This window comes from Microvirga makkahensis (genome assembly GCF_009830105.1).
Classification (GTDB): domain Bacteria; phylum Pseudomonadota; class Alphaproteobacteria; order Rhizobiales; family Beijerinckiaceae; genus Microvirga; species Microvirga makkahensis.
This window is the reverse complement of sequence record NZ_WURB01000055.1, coordinates 1-8,123: the sequence shown is the minus strand read 5'-3', so window position 1 is coordinate 8,123 and position 8,123 is coordinate 1. Positions and strand designations below refer to the sequence as shown.

The following is an 8,123-nucleotide window of genomic DNA, read 5'->3' as shown; positions in this document are numbered from 1 at the left end:
TCGAAAGATGTCGAGCATCGCACCTCGAAATACCGCAAGAATGTTATCGCGGCGGATCATGGTGCGCTCAAGCGGGCGATCCGGCCGGCGCGCGGCTTCCAGAGGATGACAACGGCCTCGGCCACCACCATCAACGGTTTTGAGGTGATGCGGATGATCCGACGGGGGCGCTACATCCTGCAACAGCCAGGAACGGCAGGCGAAGTCCGCCGCGTGGGTCAGCGCTTCGGTCTCGCCGCTTGAAGTCAGCTCCCGGGTGGGGCTCGCTATGCCTATTCCAAGTTACTGCAAAAGTGCCGGATCATACTGGTCGGAGCACCACTCCCACACATTGCTGAGTGTCGCAAAGACCCCAGGCATTGGGCTGCTTCTGTCCTACACCATGCGAATGCCCGCCTGAATTATCAGGGTACCACGCGATCGCATCGAGCGCGCCATAACGTGGGCTTTGGTCGCCGGCGCGACAGGCATATTCCCACTCAGCCTCGGTCGGCAGGCGGTAACCGTTGCTGCTCGTAATTTGAGTGGCTCCTGGCAGGGCCGCGTCTACCTCATAGCAGGGCTGGAGGCCGGACACTCGGGATAGTGCATTGCAGAATCGGACAGCATCAAGCCATGAGACACTCTCGACAGGATGCTGCGGACCGGCGTGTACGGATGGTCGCAGCGCAGTTGCCGCCGCATATTGTGCCTGTGTGACCGGATAGCGCCCGATGGCAAAACCCTGAAGAGCGACCTGCCATCGGCGGCCTATCCGGTCATCTTTGAGAATGATGTTTTCCGGCGGAACTTCGACCATCGGCACATCGACTGTCTCAGATACGAACATCATTATCCAATCCGGCTGCATCTATGAGGGTTGATGCGGCGTAGGCTGTCTGCATTGTCGATAGCTCCCATCGCAGAAATCGCGGGGAATGCTACCTCAAATAATCCCGTAAATGGGTTATCGGAAACTCTCTTTCATTATTGGGCTCAGGAAGCGGGTACCTACCGTAAAGCTCTCTCGATAATGTTGGCGCGATCCGAAACACTGACCTTGGGCAGAATGGAAACTTCGTCACCAAGTTCTGGATAGGCTTGCAAAAGGCGAGAATACTCCGCTTCCGCCGCCTCAAGGCCGTGACGCCGTTCCGGATCATTTGTGTAAATCTCAGGCCACGGCGGCGTCAGAAAAACCTTTCTCGCAACCCGGGAATCCGGGCAGAGGACGTTTTCATCAGCCTCGTGGAGGTTGAGAAAGAGGACTGGTCTTTTGGGCTGGGTATAGCCCAGCGGGCCTAGTTAACGGTCGGAAGAACCAAATCCGGAGAATTGGCGAACATCGCTACCTGACCCCGTGCTGACCTTTTGCTGACCGCCTCACCGGCCTGCCGGGGGCTCTGATGTCAAAGGCCAGGTTCCGTGGCTCCCGTTTCGCGAAATCCAAACTGCCGGGCGCTCAGTCCCGACCGTCCGAGAATTGAACGAGATCCCACAGATTGCCGTACAGATCTTCGAACACAGCGACGGTGCCGTAGGGGGCCTTCTTCGGCTCGCGAACGAATTCGACGCCCTGCTCAAGCATCGCGGCGTGATCCCTCTGCAAATCATCGGTCCGAAGGAACAGGAAAACGCGGCCACCCGCCTGGTTGCCGATGAATGTTTCCTGGTGGGGGGTGGAGGCGCGTGCCAGAAGCAAGGACGTCGTTCCGTCGCCTTGGGGGCGAACGACAACCCAACGCTTGTCCTGCTCCGGCTGGTACGTGTCCTCGACCAGCTCAAACCGAAGCTTGTTGACGTAAAAATCGATGGCTTCGTCGTAGTCGCGAACGACGAGAGCAATATGCGCGATGCTCTGCTTCAAACCAACCTCCTTTGTCAGACATACCCTCTCGGATCATGAGGTTGTCAGCTCACCTCAGGCATTTTGGGCAGCAGCAGAAGCAAGCCGACGGACAAGGCATGGATTCCGCAGGTCACCGCACCGAGCGCCCACAATCCCTGGCTGATGAAAGGTGCCGCTATGATTGTGCCCAAACTGGTCATGGCCAGAATGAAGAAGACGATCAAAGCCGATCCGCGAGCATTGCTGGTGCCGGACGCAACGATCCCGCGATAGAACCCGAGCGGGCCGCGAAGACCCAGGCCAACGTTCATCGGCAGGAACAAGGCTGGAAGAAGTGCGCTGTCACTCCCGCCGGCGAGAGCATAGGTCAGGATCGTTACGGCGCTTGCCAGGGCCATGGCCGTCCCGAAGAGGATGATGGGCTCGGTGCCCCAACGTTCGGCACATCGTGATGTCAGATTGGCCGCAACGATGAAGCCAAGGACGCCGCACACCTGCATGGCAATGAAATCATGCAGCGTTCCGCCCATGGTCTCCACGATCACGGCCGGAGCGCCGAATACGAAGACCACCAAGCCGGCCAATGTCATTGCCTGGGACAGTGCATACCGCATGAACACCGGGTCCAGAAGGAGCACACGGTAGCTGCCCCGTGCACCAGCCGCTTTCGGCTGTTGCGGCAGCCCGAGCACGAGGATCAGCGCTGCCGCGATTATTGCCACAACTCCAAGAACCTCGAATGAGCTTTGCCATCCGAATTTGCCGAGCAGGAAGACGCCGACGATGGGCGCGAGAGCAGGAACGAGGGACTCAACGCTGCCGAGCAAGCCCATGGCACGAATGCCGGCCTTCTCGCTGAAGATCTGCTGGATGATGGCAGGCCCGAAGACAGGTGCGGCTGCCGATGCGGTTCCCTGCACCAGGCGCACGACGATCAAGGCCCAGATACTTGGAGAGTGGGCGCAAGCCGCCGATGCAACCGCAAAGACAACGAGCGAGGACACGACCAGCGTTCGCGGGGTCAGCCGATCTGCCAGCATCCCGAAGAGCAATAGCCCCATGGCCGTACCAGCGACATAGGACGCCAGCACGAGCTGAGCGGCGGCCTCGTTGGTCGCAAAGATCGTCGGCAGCGCAGGCATGGCCGGCAGGATGAGGTCGGTTCCTGCGAGGGACAGGACTGCGCAGAGCATCAGCAACGCGAAGATGATAGTTCGACGGAAGCCGGTCACGGGACCTTCCCGCCGATCTCGAGGAGATGCGAGCATGGTTGAAACTGTCTTTGATTTCAGGGAGGCCGCTTGTTGCATCGTCTCCGGGCGGGAGAGGACGGCCTGGCCGAATCCCGCTGCTATCCGGAGACGCAAAGAGGGAACACGCCCGCCGGGCGGCCGGCGAACGGAACATTGGCGGCAGCAATGTTCTGGATCAATGACATTGGGATTAGATACCGCGTTCCGGGCACCGGGACAAGCTGCGAGGCCCTGATCTACGCCCGCGAGAAGCTGCGTGAGCGGACCGGACAGGTCCGCTCCCCGGAGCTCGGTTTTCTTTGAGGACACTGACCGTGAGCAAGGACGACGTTCTTCACGTGGCGTCGACGATGGATCGTGGCCATGCGAGCAAAGTCCTCGTGGCTCTCCTCAAGCGCGGCCGGTCCTCGCGATTGACCGGGTGCGGCGAGGACTGATCACTTCAGACGCACGAAGAGCCCACCAGATCGCGATCGGCTGGAAGAAAAGGCGGACCCAGTAGTACCACGACGCCGTCGGCAGGCCCTCCACGACCACCCCTTCGACAGCATTCTTGATGTTGGCTGGAAACACACAGACGAAATAGATGGCCAGCATGATGCCTGCCAGACGCCGGGTCCGGGGGATGAGCAGCCCAATTGCCCCAGCGAGCTCGCATAGCCCGGTCAGAAAGACGATTTCCGCGGGATACGGCAGCATGGACGGGATCATCGGCAGGTACCGATCCGGTGTCAGCAGATGATCTATTCCGAAAAAGACGAGTGCTGCGGCCATGCCCCAACGCATGGATGAGGTCCAATCCATCATGCCCGGACCCCTCCGAAGCCCGACCAAGCGGGCAACGAGCGTTGCGATCAAAATGAGCATGAAAAACAACATAATGGGGCTTCCAGGATTGACGGCTCACTGTCATCTGCCAAGTTGACGTCGCCAACATGCGAGGAGATGTTGACATTGTCAACACACAAGCCAGAACCGAACAAGCCTTTCCATCACGGGGATCTGAGACATGCCCTCATCGAGGCCACGGCCGAACTGATCGAGCGGGACGGGCCGGCTTCGGTCAGTCTGCGCGAGGCAGCCCGTATTGCGGGGGTCTCTCACAATGCGCCCTATCGGCACTTTCCCACGCGGGAAGCCCTCCTGGCTGCCGTGGCGGCTCATGGCTTTCGGCAGTTGCGGTTGGCATTCGAGGCATCAGCCGTCACACCGGAGAACCGCATGCTGGCTCTCGGCCAAGAATACGTGCGCTTTGCCTTGGCTCATCCGGGTCTGTTTCGGCTGATGTTCGGCAGCGGGCTGGATCGGCAATCGCATCCCGATCTTGAGCAAGCGGCCCAAGACGCTTTTCGAGTTCTGCAACATGCGACCCTCGATAGAGGATCTCCATCGCCTCGCGACGCTGCCCTTGGCGCGTGGGCTCTCGTCCACGGCCTCTCTCACCTGATCGTCGACAATCAGCTCAATCAAGACTTGCAAGAAGATGCAGCAAGTGGGCGTCTGTTGGAGCGGATCGCGGCGATCTACGGGTTAAGCACGCCTAGGGAAGCCGGTTCCGTTCCATGAATGGATTTCCCCGAGGTGAATCTTTGAAAGCGGAAGGTCCGGTCATGGCATTCCTGAGACCTTGGCTCGAAGGCAGCAATTCTTATCGAACCGGACGTTCCGGAAGCGCAAGGAATCGCGGTTCCTGACCCCCAAGCGGACTTTCCGCCTCTCTCTCTCTCACGGCCTTGGTTGGGCAGTCGACCGGCGGAACCACACACTTCAGCGGTCACGCACCAGCTCACGATGCTGGAAGCGTACGCGCTGTTATCGGCCTGCCTCCTCATTGCGGCTGCCCCGCGGATGAGGAGGCAGGCCGATAGGCTGGGGGCGGATACCGAAGGTCCGCCCGGATTGGCGGGCCAACCTGCGCGGTGAGCCTGTCGCAAGACAGCGGACCCGCCTTTCTGCCAAGCCTCGAGCGGCCCCATCGGAACGTAAAGGGCAATATTAGGACTTGATATCGCCACGGCCGGCAGGCAAATAGCCTGCAGCGAATAAGGACCCGGTGCAACTCCGGGTGGCTCTTCCGGCCGCCGACCCGCCGGACCATCCAGTAACCAAGCCTTCTAGCAGCCCCGTCATCCCACGGGCTTGGCTTCCTTGTGATGTCTGGACACCAATGACCTTCATCGAAAACCTGCGCCGTGACTGGCTTTCCAACATCCGTGGCGACGTCCTGTCCGGGCTCGTCGTCGCACTTGCCCTCATTCCCGAGGCCATCGCCTTCTCCATCATCGCGGGCGTGGATCCGAAGGTCGGCCTCTACGCCTCCTTCTCCATCGCCGTGATCATCGCGTTCACGGGCGGTCGCCCGGGCATGATCTCCGCCGCCACCGCCGCCACGGCGGTGCTCATGGTGACGCTGGTCAAGGAGCACGGCCTGCAATACCTGCTGGTCGCCACCATTGTGGCTGGCATCCTGCAAGTCCTCGCCGGCATCGCCCGCCTCGGCTACCTCATGCGGTTCGTGTCGAGGTCAGTCATGACCGGCTTCGTGAACGCGCTGGCGATCCTGATCTTCATGGCCCAGTTGCCGGAGCTGATCGGCGTGCCGTGGCTGACCTACGTTATGCTCGCGGCGGGGCTGGCCATCATCTACGGCTTCCCGCGGATAACGAAGGTCGTTCCATCGCCGCTGGTCTGCATCGTCGTGCTGACTGCGGTCACGCTGGCCCTGGGGCTGGAGCTGCGCACCGTCGGCGACATGGGCGAGCTGCCTTCCACCTGGCCCGTGTTCCTGCTGCCTGACGTGCCATGGACCCTGGAGACTCTGATGATCGTGCTGCCGTACTCGGCGGGCGTCGCCGCGGTCGGCCTGCTCGAATCCCTCATGACCGCGTCCATCGTGGACGAGCTGACGGACACGCCGAGCGACAAGAACCGGGAATGCATCGGCCAGGGTATCGCCAACTTCGTGACGGGCTTCCTCGGCGGCATGGCAGGCTGCGCAATGATTGGCCAGTCCGTCATCAACGTAAAGTCCGGCGGGCGCGGGCGTCTGTCGGCCTTCTGCGCCGGCGTGTTCCTGTTGTTGTTGATCGTCGTCCTCGGCGACTGGGTCCGCCGGATTCCCATGGCCGCGCTCGTCGCGATCATGATCATGGTGTCCATCGGCACCTTCAGTTGGGCCTCCATCCGGGATCTCACGCTCCATCCCCGACGCTCGAGCATCGTCATGCTCGCGACCGTCATCGGTGTGGTGGCGACCCACAACCTCGCCATCGGCGTGCTGATCGGCGTGCTGCTGTCCGGCATCTTCTTCGCCTCCAAGGTAGCGCAGCTCTTCCGCGTGACCTCGGCCCCCTCGGCGGACGAGCGCGAGCGGACCTATGTCGTGGAAGGGCAGGTGTTCTTCGCCTCGGCCGAAGACTTCACGGCAGCCTTCGATTTCAAGGAGGCGCTGGAGCGGGTCCGGATTGATGTCAGCCGGTCGCATATCTGGGATCTCACCGGGGTGGCGGCACTCGACGCGGTGGTGCTGAAGTTCCGTCGCGAAGGAACGGAGGTCGAGATCATCGGGCTGAACGAGGCGAGTGCGACTCTCGTGGATAAGCTCGCCATGCACGACAAGCCGGACGCCCTTGAGCGTCTGACGGCACACTGAGGGAGGAACCGCCATGACGAAGATCCTGGCACTGATCGATGGGTCGGCCTATGCGCAGAGCGTCTGTGACCTTGCAGCTTGGGCCGCGACCCGGACATTTGCCGAGGTCGAGTTCTTGCACGTGCTCGGACGGCGCGAGACGGCGAGTACCCCAATCGACCTGAGCGGCAACCTGGACGCTGACGAGCGGGACGAACTCCTGCGGGAGCTGGCCAGCCTCGACGAGCAGAAGGCGAAGCTGGCGCTGAGGCGCGGCCGGGTCCTCCTGGACGATGCCAAGGCGCGGCTTGAGGCCGCCGGGGTTCAGAAGGTCTCGACCAAACTCCGCCACGGTGACCTCGTGGAAACGGTCGTCGAGTTCGAGGCCGACGCCGACTTGGTGGTCATGGGCAAGAGGGGCGAGGCCGCCGACTTTGCCAAGGGGCACCTCGGCTCCAACCTGGAGCGGGTGGGAAGGTCCAGCCGCAAGCCTCTCCTCGTGGCAGCGCGGGCCTATAACCCGATCCAGCGGTTCCTCGTCGCCTATGATGGTGGCCCGAGTGCCGAGAAGGCCATCGACTACATGGTCCGCAGCCCGCTGCTCCACGGCGCAGAGTGCGAACTCCTTACCGTCGGCGGTGAGGGCGAGCGGGGCTGCCTGGATGCCGCGGCAGCCCGCCTGCGCGAGGCCGGATTCGCCGTCCAGGCGACGCTGGCTCCCGGTCACGCCGACGACGTGATCGGTAACCGGATGAATCTCGGGGGCATCGATCTCCTGGTCATGGGTGCCTACGGGCATAGCCGTATCCGCAGCCTGATCGTCGGCAGCACGACCGCGGCCATGGTCCGGCGGTGCAGGATTCCGGTGCTAATGTTCCGGTGATCGGCTGAGACGCCAAGACCAACCCTGGTCGCCTGTCGTGACGAACCTTGATGGTCTGGAATCAGCACCCGCGCGCCGGCCAGCGGATAGTCGTGGTCGATCCGGCGGAAGGCCTCCTGCGAGCCCGCCTTGCGGATCGTGGTGCCGAGGTGCAGATCACGCCGTCGACGGCCCGCCACGCGGCCTCGGCCGGCAGGTGCTGGACGGCAACCACCGGGTTTTCGAGCTTCGGATGGGGAGGCAATGGCTGACGGGTCGGGGCGACGATGCGGGCCAGCCGTGGGTCATCCTGTGCCGCCGCAGGACGGCCCCGCCGACCAGGCCTGTCGCGCCAACGAGCATCAGCGTCGTCATTCAGGTTGCCCTGCCGAGGGATGTCAGCACGTGCCGGGCGACGAGTGCGGAGGATTGCGGGTTCTGCCCCGTGATCAAGTTGCCGTCCTGGGCCGCGAAGGGCTGCCAGTCCGGCCCACGCTCGAAGCGGCCTCCCAGCTCCTTGAGCCGGTCCTCCAGCAGGAAGGGCACCAC

General features: G+C 62.3%; 10 protein-coding genes, 3 pseudogenes and 1 other annotated feature. Of the genes and pseudogenes, 8 read left to right on the top strand and 5 right to left on the bottom strand.

The genetic code is table 11. From position 1 onward, the window contains the following. The coding region (locus GR328_RS26140; protein WP_160888573.1) for a DDE-type integrase/transposase/recombinase at nt 1-243 on the top strand (243 nt) is incomplete at its 5' end. A gap of 58 nt (nt 244-301) precedes the next feature. Here GR328_RS26140 and GR328_RS26135 read toward each other — a convergent pair. Next, nucleotides 302-832: a formylglycine-generating enzyme family protein gene (locus tag GR328_RS26135; RefSeq protein ID WP_205790337.1), complete on the bottom strand. Its 531-nt coding sequence runs from the start codon at nt 830-832 to the stop codon at nt 302-304. A 158-nt stretch (nt 833-990) separates the two neighbouring features. Further along, nucleotides 991-1,194 (bottom strand): annotated as a pseudogene (locus tag GR328_RS27025) (AAA family ATPase); the annotation flags it as partial. Here GR328_RS27025 and GR328_RS27875 point away from each other — a divergent pair. After that, nucleotides 1,180-1,284, top strand: a pseudogene (locus tag GR328_RS27875) (tautomerase family protein); the annotation flags it as partial. The pseudogenes GR328_RS27025 and GR328_RS27875 overlap by 15 nt on opposite strands. Before the next feature lie 157 nt (nt 1,285-1,441). Here the strand turns inward: GR328_RS27875 and GR328_RS26125 are convergent. Together GR328_RS26125 and GR328_RS26120 are read right to left on the bottom strand one after the other, a co-directional pair. After that, entirely contained in the window at nt 1,442-1,846 is a 405-nt protein-coding gene (locus GR328_RS26125) for a VOC family protein (RefSeq protein WP_160888572.1), read from the bottom strand. 44 nt (nt 1,847-1,890) lie between these two features. Beyond that, complete coding sequence (locus GR328_RS26120; RefSeq protein ID WP_160888571.1) at nt 1,891-3,060, bottom strand: MFS transporter; 1,170 nt, start codon at nt 3,058-3,060, stop codon at nt 1,891-1,893. Between the two features lie 69 nt (nt 3,061-3,129). Between GR328_RS26120 and GR328_RS27020 the strand changes: the two genes are divergently transcribed. Continuing rightward, a complete protein-coding gene (locus GR328_RS27020) occupies nt 3,130-3,384 on the top strand; it encodes a hypothetical protein (RefSeq protein ID WP_205790335.1) in 255 nt (84 codons plus the stop codon). 87 nt (nt 3,385-3,471) lie between these two features. Here the strand turns inward: GR328_RS27020 and GR328_RS26115 are convergent, their stop codons facing one another. Then, nucleotides 3,472-3,888: a DoxX family protein gene (locus tag GR328_RS26115; RefSeq protein ID WP_246216107.1), complete on the bottom strand. Its 417-nt coding sequence runs from the start codon at nt 3,886-3,888 to the stop codon at nt 3,472-3,474. A 138-nt stretch (nt 3,889-4,026) separates the two neighbouring features. Between GR328_RS26115 and GR328_RS27870 the strand changes: the two are divergent. From GR328_RS27870 to GR328_RS26095, 5 genes and pseudogenes are all read left to right on the top strand, one after another. Then, nucleotides 4,027-4,224: pseudogene (locus tag GR328_RS27870) on the top strand (TetR/AcrR family transcriptional regulator); the annotation flags it as partial. 78 nt (nt 4,225-4,302) lie between these two features. After that, the gene (locus tag GR328_RS27865) at nt 4,303-4,647 is read left to right on the top strand and encodes a TetR-like C-terminal domain-containing protein (RefSeq protein ID WP_246216108.1); all 345 of its coding nucleotides are present in this window, start codon (nt 4,303-4,305) and stop codon (nt 4,645-4,647) included. A 477-nt stretch (nt 4,648-5,124) separates the two neighbouring features. Beyond that, nucleotides 5,125-5,180, top strand: a sequence feature (sul1 is cis-regulatory element that is thought to sense ions involved in sulfur or methionine metabolism; They are found in Alphaproteobacteria). Between the two features lie 68 nt (nt 5,181-5,248). Then, complete coding sequence (locus tag GR328_RS26105; RefSeq protein ID WP_160888569.1) at nt 5,249-6,733, top strand: SulP family inorganic anion transporter; 1,485 nt, start codon at nt 5,249-5,251, stop codon at nt 6,731-6,733. A gap of 13 nt (nt 6,734-6,746) precedes the next feature. Continuing rightward, entirely contained in the window at nt 6,747-7,595 is an 849-nt protein-coding gene (locus GR328_RS26100) for a universal stress protein (protein ID WP_160888568.1), read from the top strand. A 50-nt stretch (nt 7,596-7,645) separates the two neighbouring features. After that, on the top strand, nt 7,646-7,846 hold the full coding sequence (locus tag GR328_RS26095; protein WP_160888567.1) for a hypothetical protein: 201 nt from the start codon (nt 7,646-7,648) through the stop codon (nt 7,844-7,846). The last annotated feature ends 277 nt before the right edge of the window (nt 7,847-8,123 follow it).

Coding starts and splice junctions, on each gene's coding strand:
- GR328_RS27865 (WP_246216108.1), top strand. CDS start 4,303: ATGCTGGCTCTCGGCCAAGAATACGTGCGCTTTGCCTTGGCTCATCCG.
- GR328_RS26105 (WP_160888569.1), top strand. CDS start 5,249: ATGACCTTCATCGAAAACCTGCGCCGTGACTGGCTTTCCAACATCCGT.
- GR328_RS26135 (WP_205790337.1), bottom strand. CDS start 832: ATGATGTTCGTATCTGAGACAGTCGATGTGCCGATGGTCGAAGTTCCG.
- GR328_RS26095 (WP_160888567.1), top strand. CDS start 7,646: ATGGTCTGGAATCAGCACCCGCGCGCCGGCCAGCGGATAGTCGTGGTC.
- GR328_RS26100 (WP_160888568.1), top strand. CDS start 6,747: ATGACGAAGATCCTGGCACTGATCGATGGGTCGGCCTATGCGCAGAGC.
- GR328_RS26115 (WP_246216107.1), bottom strand. CDS start 3,888: ATGATGGATTGGACCTCATCCATGCGTTGGGGCATGGCCGCAGCACTC.